The organism is Echinicola vietnamensis DSM 17526, from assembly GCF_000325705.1.
GTDB classification, from domain to species: Bacteria; Bacteroidota; Bacteroidia; order Cytophagales; family Cyclobacteriaceae; genus Echinicola; species Echinicola vietnamensis.
In genome coordinates this window covers 4,287,068-4,304,259 of the sequence record NC_019904.1, presented here as the reverse complement: position 1 = coordinate 4,304,259, position 17,192 = coordinate 4,287,068, and the positions used below count along the sequence as shown (strand labels likewise).

General features: G+C 44.4%; 12 protein-coding genes. 8 read left to right on the top strand and 4 right to left on the bottom strand.

The window, feature by feature from the left end:
- Window positions 1-47 precede the first annotated feature (47 nt).
- Window positions 48-1,223: a BamA/TamA family outer membrane protein gene (locus ECHVI_RS17635; RefSeq protein ID WP_015267384.1), complete on the top strand. Its 1,176-nt coding sequence runs from the start codon at window positions 48-50 to the stop codon at window positions 1,221-1,223.
- An 18-nt stretch (window positions 1,224-1,241) separates the two neighbouring features.
- On the opposite strand, the gene ECHVI_RS17630 is transcribed toward ECHVI_RS17635, so the two are convergent.
- A complete protein-coding gene (locus ECHVI_RS17630; RefSeq protein ID WP_245553363.1) occupies window positions 1,242-1,955 on the bottom strand; it encodes a glycerophosphodiester phosphodiesterase in 714 nt (237 codons plus the stop codon).
- Between the two features lie 442 nt (window positions 1,956-2,397).
- Here ECHVI_RS17630 and ECHVI_RS17625 point away from each other — a divergent pair, with 442 nt between their 5' ends.
- The 7 genes from ECHVI_RS17625 (at window position 2,398) to ECHVI_RS17600 (ending at window position 12,853) form a co-directional block, all read left to right on the top strand.
- Window positions 2,398-2,775, top strand: a complete 378-nt coding sequence (locus ECHVI_RS17625) for a response regulator (RefSeq protein ID WP_041738832.1) — start codon at window positions 2,398-2,400, stop codon at window positions 2,773-2,775.
- A gap of 73 nt (window positions 2,776-2,848) precedes the next feature.
- Window positions 2,849-3,172, top strand: a complete 324-nt coding sequence (locus ECHVI_RS23740; RefSeq protein WP_157501499.1) for a DUF6660 family protein — start codon at window positions 2,849-2,851, stop codon at window positions 3,170-3,172.
- 389 nt (window positions 3,173-3,561) lie between these two features.
- Window positions 3,562-7,917, top strand: coding sequence for a CusA/CzcA family heavy metal efflux RND transporter (locus tag ECHVI_RS17620; protein ID WP_015267381.1), 4,356 nt, complete (start codon window positions 3,562-3,564; stop codon window positions 7,915-7,917).
- A complete protein-coding gene (locus tag ECHVI_RS17615) occupies window positions 7,907-9,121 on the top strand; it encodes an efflux RND transporter periplasmic adaptor subunit (protein WP_245553361.1) in 1,215 nt (404 codons plus the stop codon). Before ECHVI_RS17620 ends, ECHVI_RS17615 begins: the two co-directional genes overlap by 11 nt.
- 92 nt (window positions 9,122-9,213) lie before the next feature.
- Complete coding sequence (locus ECHVI_RS17610) at window positions 9,214-10,788, top strand: DUF4127 family protein (protein WP_015267379.1); 1,575 nt, start codon at window positions 9,214-9,216, stop codon at window positions 10,786-10,788.
- Window positions 10,789-10,825: 37 nt separating this feature from the next.
- Entirely contained in the window at window positions 10,826-11,605 is a 780-nt protein-coding gene (locus tag ECHVI_RS17605) for a 3-keto-disaccharide hydrolase (RefSeq protein WP_015267378.1), read from the top strand.
- 90 nt (window positions 11,606-11,695) lie between these two features.
- Window positions 11,696-12,853, top strand: coding sequence for a THUMP domain-containing class I SAM-dependent RNA methyltransferase (locus ECHVI_RS17600; protein ID WP_015267377.1), 1,158 nt, complete (start codon window positions 11,696-11,698; stop codon window positions 12,851-12,853).
- Between the two features lie 371 nt (window positions 12,854-13,224).
- Here ECHVI_RS17600 and ECHVI_RS17595 read toward each other — a convergent pair whose 3' ends face one another.
- The 3 genes from ECHVI_RS17595 to ECHVI_RS17585 form a co-directional block, all read right to left on the bottom strand.
- Entirely contained in the window at window positions 13,225-14,400 is a 1,176-nt protein-coding gene (locus tag ECHVI_RS17595) for a C40 family peptidase (protein WP_015267376.1), read from the bottom strand.
- Between the two features lie 69 nt (window positions 14,401-14,469).
- On the bottom strand, window positions 14,470-15,771 hold the full coding sequence (locus tag ECHVI_RS17590; protein ID WP_015267375.1) for an amidohydrolase family protein: 1,302 nt from the start codon (window positions 15,769-15,771) through the stop codon (window positions 14,470-14,472).
- A gap of 35 nt (window positions 15,772-15,806) precedes the next feature.
- A complete protein-coding gene (locus tag ECHVI_RS17585; protein ID WP_015267374.1) occupies window positions 15,807-17,183 on the bottom strand; it encodes an amidohydrolase family protein in 1,377 nt (458 codons plus the stop codon).
- Window positions 17,184-17,192: the final 9 nt, after the last annotated feature.

Genomic DNA, 17,192 nt, shown 5'->3' with positions numbered 1-17,192 from the left:
ACATTGATCCATTATGCGTTATTATCCCAACGTGTTAATGCAATTGGATGAAAAGAAACATTCTCATTTTATTTTTAGTATGGAGTTTTAATGCTGAGACGGTTGAAGCTCAAGAAACTGAATCCCGTAGTGGAGCAAAGTCCGGTCAAAAAAATGGATTTATCCACCGTTATATCAACGGGTTGATAAACGACACCAGTGATGTAGCCCAGCCTCGGTTTTTATTTTACCCGACTTTGGCCTACGCTCCTGAAACCAGCTGGGAAATAGGCCTTAGCTCCTTATATGTGTTTTATGCCAATAGGGATACGACCAACCGGTTAAGTGAAATCAATGGTTTCACCTTTGTCACCTTGGAAGGGCAATATGGCTTGTGGTTTGACCATGCCATTTATACAGATAAAGAAGATTGGTTTTTCTTGGGTAAACTTCGATTTCAGCGCTTCCCAATGTACTATTACGGAATTGGGCCAAGCACACCCAGCGATTATTTGGCTGTCGTAGATTCACGTCAAATATTGATCAAGGAGCGGGTGTTACGAAAATTGAAGAAGGACTTTTACCTGGGGATGGAGTTGGACTTTAACAATTTTGGTTCAGTGGCATTTCAACCCCGAGAAGAAGGTACAGAAATCACTTATCCGGTGGGAGCAGAAGGTTCTACCAATGTTGGCCTTGGGCTCGGTTTGGTTTATGACAATAGACATAATGTACTCAATGTCCGAGATGGACTCTTCTCGGAATTGGCTTATATCCAATATGCTCCATTTTGGGCGGGTAAATATGAGTTTGCCACCATTATTACCGATAACCGAATTTACCGACCCATAAGTAAGAACAATGTCCTTGCGGCCCAGTTATTCGGGCAGTTCAATACCGGTGATGTTCCATTTAACATGATGAGTGCCCTCGGCGGAGAGAGTATGATGCGAGGCTATTACTATGGTCGTTACCGAGACAATAATTACCTCACCACCCAGGTGGAATTGCGATTCTTGCCGATACCGTTAGGCTTTTCCAAGCGGTTTGGCGCAGCAGTGTTTGGTGGCACGGGGACGGTCTTTGACGATTTCAGTAACCTTTCTCTGGATAAGGTGGTATGGTCCGCAGGGGCTGGATTGCGCTTTTTACTGTTCCCTTCCAAAGACATTTATACCCGTATCGATGCGGCCTTTACCAAAGAAGGCCATGGATTTTACATCTATATAGGCGAGGCTTTTTGATTGGGAGAACGGTACCCTTTATTCATTGATCAACTTAAAAAGCATTTCCGGTTCGTCAGTGGTGATGAAGTCCACATTTTGGTCGAGGAGCCATTGCATATCCGCTTTCTTATTTACCGTCCAGGCATTTACCGTCAATCCTAGATTCTGCGCTTCCTTGATCCATTCAGGCTTTTGACGCAAAAGCTTGATATTATAATCAAACCCAAAGAACCCAGCTTCATGAAGTGCTGCAGGGGATTTATCACCACCAAGGTATGCGACATTCGCTGATGGATCAAGGGCGATGGCACGAAGGCCCCCTTCATAACTAAAAGTAATATAATCCACCCATTTTTCAGCCCCTAGACGCTGTACAGTTTTGACAGACTGTTCCGCTATAAACTCGCTCCTTTCTGTACTTATTTTGGAAGGCTTAATTTCAAAAATCAGTTTCGTGGATCTTTGTTCCATTCCCTTTTTCAGGTATTCTTCCACCGTAGAAATCTTCTCGCCATTTTTATGTTTTATGGTCAGCAGTTCTGCATAGGTACTTTCTTCGATGACCATCCCTTCAAAATCAGCATCATGATTCACGACCAATACACTGTCTGCAGTCATCCAAACATCAAACTCAGACCCCTCACAGCCGAGTTCAACAGCTCTTTCTAAGGATGCTAAGGAATTTTGAGGGAAATTAAATTCTTTCCAAGCACCTCGGTGTGCAATGATTTTATTGTGGTGGAAATCCATCTTTGATTCGCAGGATATAAGTAAAGGAAAAAGAAAAATAAGGAAAATTAGCGATTTCATAGAAAGTGTTCTTAATTAGAAATTATTTGAAGGTAAAACTAATTAAAATGTTAAGCTATTAATTCGTTTGATAAAAAATTCACATAAATATAACCTTAGTGAACTCCGTATGCATGATTTCAGCGCTAAAGGCATTAAAAACGTACATTTCCTTTAATACCATCACTCATCCGCTAAAAGGTTAATTTCTATGTTCATAAAACTATATTTGCGTTTTGTTTCGTAAATTAAGTACTTTGTTTATTCGATCAAACTTTATCTAAAATTTGCACAAATGATTCCTTAATCCCCCATTCTAACCTTGTTGCATTATTTAGCATCATGATGAAAAAATACAAGCAAAGCTAACAAACGATTAATCACCCAAACAAAAAAAACAATAATGGCCAAAATTTTAATCCTGGAAAAGGATCAAAGTTTATCCGATAATATGCAGGAAATCCTTGAATTGGAGGGGCATGAATTAAAGGAAATCGACAGTGTAAACGACCTTAAGGACGGTTTTTGTGCATTCAAACCGGATCTATTTATCCTTAGCGCTTTTCTGGAACGCTACGCTTCTGGGCCTGAATTGGTGAACCTCCTGCGAAAGTACCATCAAATTCCAGTGATGTTTGTTTCGGATGTATATTCTCAGGTAAGGTTTGAAGCAGAGATTGAAGCTATTTCAAACACCATAATTTTGAAAAAACCTTTTAAAGCCAAAACCTTGGTACAGAAGGTCAAGGAAGCGTTGGTTTTAGCAGGAAAATCTGTATAAATATCCCTTCTGCCTGGTAGAAATTTGATTTTGCATACCTATTGCATGCCTTAATTTGGTACCTTTACAAATAATGAAAATACTTCAAGTCATATTGAGTTATTACTTGCTGATATTACTGGTGATTCCCTGTGCGGATGATACTTCAGTGACACGGGCAGACTCGACAGAAACTGTGGTGGTGGCGATGGATGGGCACCACTCCCAGCACGCTGACGAAGATCATTGTTCCCCTTTGTGTGTTTGTCACTGTTGCCATATTCATTATGTAGTAGGGGATAGGCCCCAAGTTTCTTTTATTCGGCAATTTACAGCCAATCATTCCATAGCTTCCAGTGATGGTAAAGGAATGCATGCTTTTGACTTTTTAAAGCCTCCAAAAGATCTCATATCATAAATCTGTTTTAGTTAAGCTGATAGTAATGTCTCGTTGAACACTCGACTTGGGACTAAAACGTCGGTTACTTATGGCATTTCCCTCAGTTAAGAGGAGGAACCCACTTTACCGCTTGGGGTATTCCGCCAAGGCTTGTGGATTCGACCTTATCGCAAATGGCTTTTGACTTTTGCGACGATGTGGCCAGGCCAAGTAACGATAAATTTCCCCAGTCACCTTGCTAGTGCAGTGCTGTACAGCGTCATGTAGCAGTCGGTTAACGTCACACTATCAGCGATCCTTCACGAATTCAATTCGAGACATCCTTTTGTTTTCTTTTACAACCATAGTGTCATGCATGGAGCCCTATGGTTTCCTGTGATGTCCTTTCAAATCAAAAAATCATTGACATGATCAATAGGCTTATTACATTTTCAATTAAAAATAAGCTCATTATCGGACTTTTTACCTTGGCATTAATAGGTCTTGGGGTTTGGAGTATGCTGCAAGTTCCGATAGACGCTGTACCTGATATTACCAATAATCAGGTACAAGTCATCACCCAAGCACCTAACTTAGGTACCGAAGATATTGAGCAGTTTGTTACCTATCCGGTGGAACTGGCGATGGCCAACCTACCGGGGGTAAAAGAAGTCAGGTCCGTTTCCCGGTTTGGCTTATCCGTGGTGACCATCGTTTTTGAGGATGATCAAGGCACCTATTTGCCCAGGCAGCTGGTAGCAGAGAAGCTAAACCAGGTCCGGGACGAAATACCAGATGGCTTTGGCAAACCCAGCATGGGGCCCATCAGTACCGGTCTGGGAGAAATATACCAGTACACCCTGGAGGTAGATAGTGCTTTCCGCGACCACTATACCCTTACACAACTGCGGACGATTCAGGACTGGATCGTCAAGCGACAGATGGCAATGGTCCCTGGGGTCGTTGAGGTGAATGCCTTTGGAGGGAAAATAAAGCAATATGAAGTGGCGGTCGATCCAGATGAACTGAGCGCAATCGGTATCAGTATAAGTGATATTTATGCCGCTTTAGCAAAGAACAATCAAAATACTGGTGGAGCCTACATCGAACGAAACCACCATGCCAACTTTATCCGTGGAGAAGGATTGGTCAGAAGCCTGGATGACATCCGAAACATCACCGTCGCCAACCAAAATGGTATTCCTCTCAAAATAAAAGATGTAGCGGAGGTAAGGTTTGGCCATGCGGTTCGCTATGGAGCATTTACCAAAAATGGCAAAGGAGAGGCTGTAGGCGGTATGATCCTTATGCTAAAAGGGGCAAATTCCGAAAAAGTAATTACAGCCGTAAAGGAACGGATCAATCAAATCCAACAAAGTCTGCCTGAAGGAGTGCGGATCAAACCATTTTTGGATCGCAGCGACTTGGTCAAAGAAACCACTGCCACCGTCAGCACCAACTTATTGGAAGGAGGATTAATTGTGGTCTTTGTATTGGTTTTGCTGCTGGGAAATTGGAGAGGGGGATTGATTGTGGCTTCTACCATTCCACTGAGCTTGCTGTTTGCCTTTATCATGATGAATGCTTTCGGGGTATGGGCAAACCTTATGAGCCTTGGGGCGATAGATTTTGGGATAATCGTCGATGGTGCCGTCATCATTGTGGAAAGTTCCGTGTATTATTTGCACCAAAAAATACCCACAACGAAGTTGATGACTGCCAAAGACCGGGATAAGCAAGCGGCCTTAGCTTCCAAAAAGATGATGAATGCTGCTTTTTTTGGGCAGCTGATCATTCTCATCGTTTTCTTGCCCATTTTGGCCCTTGAAGGGGTGGAAGGAAAAATGTTCCGGCCCATGGCATTGACGTTTATTTTTGCCATGCTTGGCGCCATGATCCTTTGCCTTACCTATGTGCCCATGATGTCTGCTGCTTTTATTCGAGTGGCCAAGCCGACCCGAAAAAGCTGGGGTGACAAGGTCATCATGTGGCTGGAATCTAAGTACGTTCCACTTTTGGAGCAAGCGTTGAAGAAGGGGAAATGGATTGTGGGAATGGCCATTGTGCTGTTTGGGACAACTTGCTTTCTCTTTAAAAACATGGGAGGAGAATTTATCCCACAACTGGATGAAGGAGACATAGCTTTTCATATTATGCTCGCTCCCGGCAGCTCACTATCGGAGTCGGTAGCTACTTCCACGCGTGTCGAAAAGATCATCCTTGAAAACTTTCCGGAAGTAGAGCAGGTGATGAGCCGTTTCGGGGTGGCAGATGTGCCCACTGATCCCATGCCAATGGATATTGGAGATTGTTTTGTGATCCTAAAACCACAGGATGAATGGGTATCGGCCTCCTCTAAGGAAGAGCTGATCGAAAAGATCAAAGCTAAAATCAGCGTGATTCCCGGTGTCAATTACGAGTTTACACAACCCATAGAAATGCGGTTTAATGAGCTGCTTACAGGTGTGAGAGAAGACATCGCCATTAAGTTGTTTGGGGAAGATTTGGACATTTTAGCGGCCAAAGCCAATAGCATCGGGCAACTGATCCAAGGCATAGACGGGGTAGCAGATTTAAGGGTAGAAGCAACCACGGGCTTGCCACAAATGACTATTCGCTATGATCGGGAAAAGCTGGCGCAATATGATTTGGACGTTTCGGCACTCAATACCATTGTCCAGACGGCATTTGCCGGAAAAAGTGCTGGAGCGGTATTCGAAGGAGAAAAACGATTCGATTTGGTCATCAGGCAGGATGCTTCGAGTAGAAAGAGCATTGAAGACATCAAAAATCTGTATGTGAATATTTCAGAGGATTATCAGATTCCACTAAAGGAAGTGGCTGAAATCAGCTATAAACCTGGCCCTATGCAGATCAGCAGAGACAATACCAACCGTCGTACTTATGTGGGGATCAATGTACGCGGACGGGACGTTGCCTCACTGGTGAAAGAGATACAGGATACACTTGAGGATTCACTGGAACTTCCTCCGGGATATTACATTCGCTATGGAGGAGCCTTTGAGAATTTTGAGAGGGCGTCCAAGCGGCTTCAGTTAGTCGTTCCCGTGGCGTTGGCCAGCATCTTTATCTTGATATTTTTTGCCTTAAATTCCCTCAAACAGACACTGATGATTTATATGGCCATTCCACTGGCTGCCGTAGGAGGTATCGGTGCTTTGTGGCTTAGAGACATGCCTTTCAGCATCTCTGCCGGGGTCGGCTTTATCGTATTGTTTGGTGTGGCGGTCCTAAACGGCTTGGTCCTTATCAATGGCCTTAACGAACTCAAAGAAGCAGGTCACTTATCCCTTTTGGAGCGGATAAAAACGGGTACCAAAAGAAGGATAAGGCCCATTCTGCTGACCGCTGTAACGGATATTTTGGGCTTTTTGCCGATGGCCATTTCCCAATCCGCCGGAGCAGAAGTACAGCGGCCATTGGCCACGGTGGTGATTGGCGGTTTGCTAACAGCTACTTTGCTTACCCTTTTCCTTATCCCTATCCTTTATCAATGGTTAGAATCATCCCAAAACAATATGAAAGCACCAAAAGCAGGATTAATATTGATGGTTTTGTGGGGAGCGTTTTTACTGCCCACAAGAAGTGATGCCCAAAATATGGCCCAGAGCCAACCCATCACCTTGGACGAAGCCATCGCTCGAGCCCATGAGCGCTATCCATTATTGGAGCACGCCCAGCTTGAGATCGAAAAGCAGACGGTCCTAAAGAAGAAGGCCTGGGACTTTGGGAACACGCAGGTTTACACAGGAGGAGAGGAGGTGAAAGACGATTTGGGCGTTTATACCACCATCGGCATCCAACAGCAACAGATGGACATTTTCGGAATATCCGCCAAGAGTACTTACCAACAAGAGAAAGTCTCATGGGCAGAAGCTTCCAAAGAGTTGTCCGCGGCCGCCTTAACGCGGGAAGTAAGCATTGCGTTTGTAGAGGCTTACTTGGCCAAGCAGCAGTATGCCCTACTGGATAAAATGGATTCTTTGTATGGTCACTTTGAACGGGCGGCGCGTATCCGGTATGAGACCCAGACCACTAGTAAATTAGAATGGTTAAGTGCACAGAATAAGGCCAAACAAGTAGCCATTCAGAAGGAGCAAAGCCATAAAGATTACCTGATCAGCCTGAAAAAGTTTAACCTTTGGCTGGTTAGTGACACTCTTTTTACCGTCCAAGCGAATGATCCAAGTAACCTATTGACCCTTGGTCAAGACATAAATGATATGGTGGAGCATCCGCAAGTGTTATTGGCTAAGCGGGATCAAGCAGTAGCAGCACAAGGCGTAAAAGTGGCCAAAACGGGTTACTTGCCTAAATTATATGCCCAATATGGCCTACAGGAAATTCAGGGTATCTCGGGCTTTACCACCTTCCAGCTAGGCATCAGTATACCGTTGGCATTTCACCAAAACCAAGCAGATGTCCGCTCGGCAAAGTTGGAAGTAAAACAAGCGAACCAAAAATTACTGCAAACCAAAATGGAATTGAACGTGGCGATGGATGCGGCAAGGGAACAATTCCTGAAATGGAAAAGTGCTGTTGAGTTTTATGAGTCTGAAGCCCTTCCATTGGCGAAAGAACAAGAACGTGGAGCCTTGTTGGCCTATCAAGAGGGAGCGATCGATTACGTAACCTTTCTCCAAAACATCAATGATGCACTGACGATCGAACAACAAGCACAGGATTCGCTAAAAGCATACCTCCTGAGTAAAATCACCTTACAGTATTACACGCATTCAACCCCAAAACAAGATGAGTACTAAGCGCATAATTCATATAAACGACTACCTAAACAAAGGAAAATGGATTCGAGGGATGGTCTTTTTGGCCATGATGGCCCTGCTTCCCTTATCCGCCTGTAATGATAACAAAAAGGCTGCACCTCATGGGAACGAAGAAGATCCGCACGAAGCAGAAGTACACCTAACGGATCACCAAGTAACGGCATTGGAGCTCACCATGGATACCGTTCAGAAACGTAACATGACACAACTGGTGGAAGTAAACGGGGTCCTGGAAGTTCCCCCGCAAAATGAAGCAGCTGTGACGGCATATATTGGTGCCAATGTAATGGATATACGCATCATTGAAGGGGACAAGGTGCAAAAAGGTCAGGTCTTGGCTTACCTTTCTCACCCTGAATTGATCAAAATCCAATCGGAATATGCCCAAAGCTGGCATCAGGTGGAATACCTTCAAAAGGAATTTGAGCGTCAAAATACCCTTTATGAAGCCGAAGTGGGCGCCGGAAGGGACATGCAAAAAACGGCGACGGAACTTGCCACTTTACGTGCTTCGGTGAGTGGCCAGGAAAGTCAACTAAGGTTACTTGACCTGGATCCCGCCACCATCCGGGAGGGAAAGATCATTGATCGTATTCCGGTCAAAAGTCCCATTTCGGGATATATTAAGGAAGTTCATGTCAAAACGGGACAGTATGTAGGACCGGAATACGAGATGTTTGAGGTGGTCAATATCCATCATATTCATGCAGATCTAATGGTTTTTGAAAAAGATGTGAGCAAGGTAAAAGAAGGTCAAAAAGTGCGTTTTACAGTAGAAACCTTGCCAGATGAGGAGCTGATCGCCAAGGTTTATGCTGTCGGCAAATCCTTTGAATCCAAGCCAAAAGCGGTTCATATTCACGCTGAAATCGAAAATAAAAAGGGGCTTTTGATTCCGGGCATGTATGTAAGAGGCCAAGTAATTACCGATGAAACCAGCCAATATGCCGTTCCAGAGGAGGCTGTTGTAAGCGATAATGAGCGGAATTTTCTCTTTTCTGCCAAGAAACATCAAGATGCTTGGCAATTTGAAAAAACCGAAGTCATAGTTGTTAGTCAAGAAGATGGGTGGGTTTCGCTCAGGTTTATGAACAAAGAGGATTCCAAGAAAATCTTTGTCTTGAATAAAGCCTACTACCTGCAAGCCGAGATGCAAAAAGGGGAAGGTGGACACCACCATTGATTTCCTAAAGCAATTGTACACTTGGAAAAGCCACTGTTTTATAATTAGTGGCTTTTCTTTATTTTGGAGGAAAAACTGTTTCATCAGCCGATATGAAAATCATCCGTGTGTTTGCCTTGCTGTTTTCAGTGCTTATTAGTAATGTTTTGGAGCTTTCAGCCAAAGACAGGGTGCTGCTCATTCCCTTAGACAATCGCCCGCCCTGTTTACAATTTCCGGTGAGAATGGGCCAAATTGCGGACTTGGAGATCATCACGCCACCAGCATCAATGCTCGGCAATCTGGAAACCGCAGGAGATACGGATGCGATCATGGGCTGGATAAATGAACAACCTTTGAAAACCGTAGACGGGGTGATCATTGTGGCAGATATGCTGGCCTATGGAGGCTTGGTTGCGAGCCGAAAATACGCTGTAAGTCCTTCAAAAGCATTGGATCGATTGGCACTGGTGAAACAGTTTAAGGAAAATTACCCAGCCGTACCGGTGTTCATGCAAAGCGTGATTATGCGTTTGGCACCTACAGCAGATGGGACAAACGATGACTACCGGGAGAAACTGGCCGCGTGGGCAGCTACTCAACCTTCCCCTGAAAAGGAGGCGTTACAGCAACAAATACCTGAAAAGGCAATTCAAGATTATAAAGCTGCACGAAGTCGTAATCATTTGATAAACAGTACTATGATCGATTGGGTGAAAGCGGGATATATAGATTTCCTCGTTCTTTCCCAAGATGATGCAAAGCCAGCGGGCCTTCATGTATCAGAGAGGGAGTCCTTGGCCAGAAAAGTGGCTACGTCCGGCCTAAAGGATAAAATAGCCATCCAGGCAGGGACTGATGAAGTCGCTATGCTATTACTCAGTAGGTTGGTCAATAACAAACAGGGCTTAATACCTGTCGTCAGCATTCATTATTCCTCAAAAAAAGCCAAAAATCAAGTAATGCCCTTTGAGGACCAAGTGCTGAGTGAAACCATCCTCCAAATGATCACGTGTGCTGGCGGAACCTTTGTGGAAGAAAGTTCCCCTTTAACACTCGATTGGTTTGTGTACACTTCCAGAAACAATCCAAAAGAAACCGTCCGCTTTCTGCGCAAAATTAACCAAGCCCTTGAAAGGGGACAAAAGGTAATCATATCAGACATTGATCCAGTGGGAAACGTCCAAGGTGGAGCAAAAACTTTCACCGAAGGACTGATCGCACAGGGTCATTTATCCAAGCTCTATGGTTATGCGTCATGGAATACGGCTGGCAATACGCTGGGAACAGCATTGCCCCAAGGCATGCTATACCATGCACGTCAAGCCTCACTCTCCCGTAATGAAGGCTCCAATGGGACATATTTGCCACAGTATTGGTTTACCATTCATCGTGTCATAAATGATTATGTCTACAATAATACGGTGAGAGCCGACTATAAAACCTACTTCGGTGATGGACATACCAATGCAAGCCTATTGTCGGATGAAAAATTGGCCATAGCGAAAAATATGGCCTTGGACAGGTTACATCCCAGTGTGGAGAACATCATCCGGTGTAATTTTGCTGGTAAAGTTGAAGTGCATGATTTGAACATTGAATTGCCCTGGAGAAGGGCCTTTGAGGCGTTGATTGACTTTGATTTGAACAAAAAATCCAGCAAAACAGCAGTTTCCCAAGAATTATGAATACCTTATTCCTACTATCCACTAAAACCGTTTCCTGATGAACCATCGTACGATTTTATCTTTGTTTGTTTGTCTTATACTTCCTTTTTTGTGCCCATTGACTTACGGTCAATCGGTCGGAGTTGGAATAGAAAAACCCGTCGATGCCCAGTGGCTATTTGACGGGAGTAGGGAGATGTTAGACGAAAAATGGGAATATTGGGAGGGCCCAAGGTTATCGGCCGTTCCCCCAATCAAGTGGAAAATCGTTAAGGATCCTGTTTCGGACGGTACCGCGCTTAACACCAATGATTTAGCAGCAGCCAATGGAAAATATGGTGCAGCGGACATTGTCACCAAGGAGAAGTTTAAGGATTTTAGGCTGCACATTGAGTTTCTGATTGAACATGAAGGTGGAAACAGTGGTGTATACCTCCAAAACCGCTATGAAATCCAAGTGCTGGATGGAGACTCGACCAGCCATGGCATGGCGGCCATTATCAATGAAAAAGCAGCTCCGTACCAGCTCTATCAAGGCTTGGGCAAGTGGAATGCATATGATATTGTCTTTCGGGCAGCTCGGTTTAATGAATCTGGAGCACTTGTCGAAAAAGCCTTGATGACCATGTACTTTAACGGTGTAAAAGTACATGCCGATGAATTCATTCAGCAAGTTTGGGGTGGCCCAAATTCGGGTTTGGATGGTGGCAATGACGGTGGGAAGGGCATTACTGACCGGCCTGGCGGGATCAAACTTCAAGCCGAAGGCCATGATGTGCTGTATCGTAACATTTGGATTAAATCACTTGACATTCCTGATGCCTCCACTGACTTTTAATCTTTGGCTATGCCCATAACCCTTACGTGTGACAAGGTGATATCCGTAATTATTGGTTAAAAACTCCATCAAAAAAGTTACTTTTGTGCCATGAATAATTTTGACCAAAAGGGGAGGGTAATTGTTACCTGTAAGGATCGATTTGCACCATATCTAGAGCAAGAGTTGATCGAGCATGGATTTAAACCGGTAAAGGTGGATCGCACCAGTATTGAGGTAAATGCCAGCATGAATGAATGCATATACCTCAATATGCACCTGCGAGTGGCCAGTCATGTGCTTTTTGAAATCAAGTCTTTTTACCTGCACCATGCCCGAGACATCTATCGTCGGGTGAAGAATATCCCTTGGGAAGAATACATAGAAAATGACACTTATTTTTCGGTGGTCAGTCATGTAGAAAATGAAAGTGTCAACAATCCACTTTTCGTAAATGTAAAAGTCAAGGACGCCATAGTGGATCGTTTCCGGGAGCATACCGGCAAAAGACCAGATACCGGTGCGGATTTCAATGGAGCGGTCTTTCAGCTTTATTGGAGAGAAAAGCAGGCCTCCATGTTCATCAATACTTCTGGGGAAACCCTCTCTAAAAGGGGCTATCGGAAACTGCCTTGGATGGCGCCAATGGTAGAAAACCTGGCTGCAGCGACCATTTTGGCCAGTGAATGGGACCGAAAAGGGCCATTTGTCAATCCAATGTGTGGTGCCGGTACATTGGTAATTGAAGCCGCTTTGATGGCGACTAATCGCTTTCCGGGACTGTTTAGGGATCACTATTCCTTTATGCACATCAAAGGCTATCAAGAAGAAAATTATCTCTTGCTTAAGGAGCAATTAAAAGGCAAAATAAATGATAATATTTCAGTAGCATTTGTGGCCTCTGATATCAGTGAAAGGGCGATATATGCTGCCGAGGAAAATGCCAAAGTGGCCAATGTGTCGGATCACATCACCTTTGAAGTGGTGGATTTTGCAGAAACCACCGTTCCTGAACCCGAAAACGGTGTAGTTTTCTTTAACCCGGAGTACGGTGAAAGGCTAGGAGAGGAGGAAGAATTGGTCAACACCTATAAACGAATAGGTGATTTTATGAAGCAACAGTGTCCCGGCTACACGGGGTATATCTTTACCGGAAACCTTAAGCTTGGCAAAAGAATTGGCTTACGGCCCAGCAGAAAAATAGAATTCTTTAATGGAACCATCGATTGCCGCTTATTGAAATTTGAGCTTTACAGTGGCGGAAAGTAATTGAAATAGATAGGCTAGTGCGTAATGCGGGTTTATCCGTGATTTAACATTAAGCAAACTGGCTGTCTCCAACTTTTGGGTCAGTCCATATTAATAGGGCATTCACTCGCCTAGTCCGCATTTCAAATACGGACTAGGCGAGTGAATATCCGTATTATGGAAAGAAATGGTTAGCCATCTAAATGGGCTTGTTCTCAATTTTCCCCTTGACCCATAAAACGGTATTGCATAAAAAGCAAAAGCCCTCTCCCAAAAGATGGAAGAGGGCAAAGCTTATTCAACCTTTTAGTTAAATAAGATAAGCAACGATTTCTTTACCGACCGGTAATAATACTTTAACGTACCCAGCATTTATTTATTGCTAGCGTAACTTAATTCATCGCTTTGGATACTTCTATGATATGTTCACTGGGCACTTGTCGGATGCGTTTAGTTCTCAGGTACCGCCCCAACTCATATTCATCATAATTGGGGCTGTCAGGATCGAAACTACTGATGCGCACCCTTCCTCTGGAATGGATAAACGAATCATTTCCTATCCACATGCCAACATGAACAATCCGCTCTGGCCGATCTCCAGTGGCTTTTCTTCCGAAAAAGAGCAAATCACCCACTTCCAATTTATCCCAGTTTTTCTCCGTATCCACCAACTCACCTTCATGAACTTGCTGCGAAGCATCTCTTGGGATCACTTGGCCATTAAGAAAATAAACGGTCTTGGTAAATCCGCTACAATCCACCCCTTTGATGGATGTTCCTCCCCAGAGGTAAGGGACTCCCATCATATTCTTGGCAGTACTGATCAAGTTCTGGTCACTAAGGGAACGGCTGGTGATCCATTCGTCAAACGGCATGGCCAAATTCTTATCCAAAAAACCTTGTCGACCATCCGGCAAAGCCACTTGATAATGGTTTTGATCTTCTGCCACCTGTCGTAATAAGTTGCCAGCAGTCAAATCAGAAACCATCATGGATTTATCCTCACTTTCATAAACATATCCCAGAAGTCCCGTAAAAACCACCTTCGGACTGTTTTCCCATTGGTCAAATGCCTTTTTGTCCATCACTTCGATTCCTGCAGCATCCACCCAAGAGATATACTGGTCTGGTGTCTGTACCAGGTACCAACTGCCGTCTTTTTTCAGCACATTTAGGGGAGTGCCCATGGTAGCTTGAGTAGCCAATTCAGCAGAATGTTTGGGAGCACTTCTGATATTGGCTACCGAGATGGTTACCACACCGTAGGTCTTGCCTTCAAGTGAAGCTTCAGGAAGGAGTTGGACGGAATTGGTATAAGAAATACCGGCACTGTCCATCTTTTTGGTCAATTCATCCAACGCATCTGGCAAATTGGTTTGCCCTTTCAGGGTGTCTTGCTCATATTCAATATCAAACAGCGCAACGCGCTTGTCTGGTGCAAAACCTTCCTTGATTTGATTGATGAGTGGTGATACATCCGTCGTTTTATCTTCGCCAGGCTGGCAACCTACCATTAGACCGATAAGCAATAGAAACCCGGATATCCTCAATGTATTGATGTATTTCATCCTTGCTAAACGTTGTTGTTTCAATTACTAAATAAAACAAATCCCCGGAAAGTTCACCGGGGATTCTGTTTATTTTTCTAAGCCTGGGTTTCTTTCCAAAAATTCCTGATAAAGCCGTATATGCCTACTTGTCATTGGAATTTTGTATCCATCGATAAAGACATGCTTGATCTGGGTTTTGGTTTCGAAAGGATCTCCGTCCGCTACAAATACCGTCGCACTTTTTCCTTCTTCGATGCTTCCAAGGTGGTCATCTACTCCGAAAATTTCAGCTGGTACTATTGTAATGGCCTTTAAAGCTTCTTCCTTGCCCATGCCATAGGCTGCTGCAAAACCTGCATTGAAGGGCAGATTCCGTACATTTTCGGTGTCAGATGTCCTGATGGCTACTTTTACACCGGCTTTGTGCATTTTACCGGGGTTGCTGTAAGCTGCATCATAGCGGTCAGAAGACCGGGAAGGTAATGCCAATACCGGTCCTGTAATCACCGCGATTCCAGCATCAGCAATCTTTTCGGCCACTCTGAATCCTTCTGATACACCCGTCAACACTGCTTTTTTGACTTCTTTTTCTTTGATCCATTCAAGGGCTTTCAGGATATCTTCTGCTTTATTGACTTCAATCAATAACGGCAAATCTCCTCGCACCGCTTTGGCCAATTGTTCCATTTCTGGATAATAGGTCAAAGAAGCATCCGCATCTTCGAGTTTCATGTAAGTGGTGGCCCTTTCCCAAATCTCGTTGATGTTCTTCAGGGCTTCCCTGGCATCTTTTTCAATTTCTTCGTCGGATCGACGATCCCACCGTCCTCTTCTGGCAGAAGTAGGGAAATTCATCGGAATCCCTTTGAATCCAGTATACATTTGATCGGGCGTATAGCCATTTAGGTTGATCAAGGCGGCCGTCCCAGGAAACAGTCCACCGGAAGGTACAGAAAGGGCGGTGGTGACGCCACTTACCCGCGTAACAGGAATGGCTACTGAATTAGGATTGATGGCCGTTAAGGCTTGCATATTCGGAGTGACATTGCCAATTTCAGCATAATCTTGGGTTTCGGCCAAGGAACCTACTTCTACCAAGCCCAATCGTGTCCCGCTATCAATCATTCCTGGATACACATAGTGATCAGTGCAATCGATAACGGTGGCATCTCCCGCATCTATTCCCGTACCAATGGCTTTGATCTTTCCATCTTCCAGTAAAACACTGGTGTTTTCCATGATACCGTTCGTAACGGTGACCACAGTGCCGCCCTTAAGTAAAAATTTTCCGTTTTGCGGTTTTAATACTTCTCCCTCGATCTGTCCATAGCTGCACACAGGAAATAACAGCAGCAAAAGGAAATATATGGTTAAATTAAATTTCTTCATATGTTATTTAATTTTTTAATAATCAATGAACTATGTTAGTACGAGTGGTGCAAAACCGTCCCTTCGGTAAACAGCTCAACACCGTGCATACAGCTCTCTTCTTCTACCTGGAGGTATACGGGCTCTACCCTTTCAGTAGGGCTTACTTTTAGCCGCTGGTCATCTTTATCTTCATTGATGTCAAATTGCTTGATACCGTCCACAAAAGTCATTTGTGGAACAGCATAAACAGATAAGGGATGATGATCAAAAATCACCAAATCCCCTTGCTTTCCTTCCTCTATAGAGCCTACATATTCATCGATTCCCAGTTGCTTGGCAGGATTAATGGTAATCAGGGCCAATGCTTGCTCATCTGACAATCCCCCGTATCGCTGGGTTTTGGCTGCTTCATGGTACAAGTGCCGGATAAGTTCATCGGAGTCAGAATTTATGGAAGTGATTACCCCATTTTCCGTCAAGATGGCCGCATTGTAAGCTGTGGAATAATAAACTTCAAACTTATAAGCCCACCAATCACTGAAGACTGAAGCTCCCATGGTATATTTGGCGAGCTCAGGAGCTACTTTAAATCCTTCATTCACATGGGTAAAGACCAGCTTGTCCACGCCAAAATCCCTACATACGTTGATCAGCATGTAGATTTCATCGGCACGGTAGGAGTGACAGTGGATGATGATCTCTCCATTGAGAATGTCCGCCAAGGTTTGTAGGCGAAGATTGTACGCTGGAGGAACGGCTTTACTGTTCTTTTGTCCTTTTGCCTGGTTGTAGGCTTCCCATTTTTTCTCATACTGTAAGGCTTCATTGAAACCGTTACGGATAATGGCTTCCACGCCCATTCTGGTGCGTGGCTGGATGTTCTTGCCTTGCCCATGAACCCTTGTCGGATTTTCACCTAAAGCAAACTTGATGGTTCGTGGTGCTTCTTTCATGATCAGGTCAGACGGATTGCGGGTACCATAGCGGTACTTCATCGTGATGCTTTGACCGCCGATAGCATTGGCAGACCCATGAAGGCCGTGGGCAATGGTGGTTCCGCCAGCAAGTGCCCTGTAGATGCCCACATCAAATGGATTGATGACATCGGCGATGGCCACTTCTGCGGTAATCGGTGCGGTGGCTTCATTGACCACATCCAAGGCCAAGTGGGAGTGTGCATCGATAATGCCGGGCATCAAAAATTTACCGGTGGCATCGATGGTTTCTGCGTCTTTGGAAGCAGAGAGGTCTTGGCCCACTTTCTTGATGATGCCGTCTTGCACCCATACGTCTGTATTTTCCAATGTCCCTTGGGTCACCGTCAAGACTGTGGCATTTTTGATCAATACATTGCCCTTTGGTGTTTGGGCTCCCAAGTGCTGCGTCGCTATCAAGCATAGCGAACAAATGATATATGTTAATTTCCTCATTTTCTTCAT

Bases quoted from the DNA above. Each gene is read 5' to 3' on its own strand.
- ECHVI_RS17630 (WP_245553363.1), bottom strand. From the start codon at position 1,955: ATGGATTTCCACCACAATAAAATCATTGCACACCGAGGTGCTTGGAAA.
- ECHVI_RS17635 (WP_015267384.1), top strand. From the start codon at position 48: ATGAAAAGAAACATTCTCATTTTATTTTTAGTATGGAGTTTTAATGCT.
- ECHVI_RS17620 (WP_015267381.1), top strand. From the start codon at position 3,562: ATGATCAATAGGCTTATTACATTTTCAATTAAAAATAAGCTCATTATC.
- ECHVI_RS17605 (WP_015267378.1), top strand. From the start codon at position 10,826: ATGAACCATCGTACGATTTTATCTTTGTTTGTTTGTCTTATACTTCCT.
- ECHVI_RS17585 (WP_015267374.1), bottom strand. From the start codon at position 17,183: ATGAGGAAATTAACATATATCATTTGTTCGCTATGCTTGATAGCGACG.
- ECHVI_RS17610 (WP_015267379.1), top strand. From the start codon at position 9,214: ATGAAAATCATCCGTGTGTTTGCCTTGCTGTTTTCAGTGCTTATTAGT.
- ECHVI_RS17595 (WP_015267376.1), bottom strand. From the start codon at position 14,400: ATGAAATACATCAATACATTGAGGATATCCGGGTTTCTATTGCTTATC.
- ECHVI_RS17600 (WP_015267377.1), top strand. From the start codon at position 11,696: ATGAATAATTTTGACCAAAAGGGGAGGGTAATTGTTACCTGTAAGGAT.
- ECHVI_RS17590 (WP_015267375.1), bottom strand. From the start codon at position 15,771: ATGAAGAAATTTAATTTAACCATATATTTCCTTTTGCTGCTGTTATTT.
- ECHVI_RS23740 (WP_157501499.1), top strand. From the start codon at position 2,849: ATGAAAATACTTCAAGTCATATTGAGTTATTACTTGCTGATATTACTG.
- ECHVI_RS17615 (WP_245553361.1), top strand. From the start codon at position 7,907: ATGAGTACTAAGCGCATAATTCATATAAACGACTACCTAAACAAAGGA.
- ECHVI_RS17625 (WP_041738832.1), top strand. From the start codon at position 2,398: ATGGCCAAAATTTTAATCCTGGAAAAGGATCAAAGTTTATCCGATAAT.